General features: G+C 72.1%; 1 protein-coding gene. It reads right to left on the reverse strand.

The genetic code is table 11. The annotated features are described in order from the left end of the window. Positions 1-8: 8 nt before the first annotated feature. Positions 9-1,109 carry a glycine cleavage system aminomethyltransferase GcvT gene (gcvT, locus tag NCCP_RS14790; protein WP_149958049.1) on the reverse strand — a complete coding sequence of 367 codons (1,101 nt, stop codon included), beginning with the start codon at positions 1,107-1,109 and terminating at the stop codon, positions 9-11. Positions 1,110-1,126: the final 17 nt, after the last annotated feature.

Consider the following 1,126-nt stretch of genomic DNA (forward strand, 5'->3'; position numbering starts at 1 on the left):
CGGGGATTCTACTTCTGGCGTTTGTAGAAGGGCAGGGCGACGACCTCGAAGGGCTCGGCCCTGCCGCGCAGGTCCACGTCCAGCACGGTGCCGGGCCCGGCGTGGGCGGCCTCGACGTAGGCCAGCGCGATCGGGTACCCCAGGGTCGGGGAAGGCTGGCCGGAGGTGACATGCCCCACGGGGATCCCGTCCCTGAGCACCGGGTAGCCCGCGCGCCCGGCCCGCCGGCCCAGGCCCTTCAGGCCCACCAGGCGCCGGCCGGTGGAGACCCCGGCCCCGGCGTCCCGGGCCGCGGCCAGCGCGGCCCGGCCGGTGAAGTCCTCCTCTTTCGCGAAAGAGACCACCGCGCCCAGCCCGGCCTCGAACGGGGTGGTCTCCACGGACAGCTCGTTGCCGTACAAAGGCATGCCCGCCTCCAAACGCAGCGAGTCCCGGCAGGCCAGCCCGGCCGGAACCAGCCCGGCCCCGGCCCCGGCCTCCAGCAGCGCCTCCCACAGTTGCGCAGCCCGGGCGTTGGGCACGAACAACTCGAACCCGTCCTCGCCGGTATACCCGGTACGCGCGGCCAGCACCCCGATCCCGGCCACGGTGGCCTCCACGGCCGCGTAATACGCCAAAGAACCCACCGGACCGCGCTCGTTGTCGCCGACCAGCCCCAGCAGGATCCCCGCCGCGGCCGGACCCTGGACGGCGACCAAACTGGTGGCGGCGGATTCGTCAATGACCTCCACCGCGAACCCGGCCGCGCGCCCGGCCAGGGCCTCGGCCACGGTCGCGGCATTGCCCGCGTTGGGCACCACCAGGTACTCGTCCCCGCCCAGGCGGTACACGATCAAATCATCAATGATCCCGCCCCCCGCGGTGCAGATCAGCGAGTACTTGGCCTTGCCCACCGGCACGGCCGCGAGGTTGCCCACCAGGGCGGTGTTCAAAAACACCCCCGCCTGCGCACCCCGCACCCGCACCTCGCCCATGTGGGACAAATCGAACAGGCCCGCGGCCGAGCGCACCGCACGGTGCTCGGCCAACTCCGAACCATACCTCAGCGGCATGTCCCACCCGCCAAAATCGGTAAACGAGGCACCCAACGCCGCATGCGCCCCATACAACGCGGTCCGGCGCGGAA

Source organism: Zafaria cholistanensis (assembly GCF_008580665.1).
Lineage (GTDB): Bacteria > Actinomycetota > Actinomycetes > Actinomycetales > Micrococcaceae > Zafaria > Zafaria cholistanensis.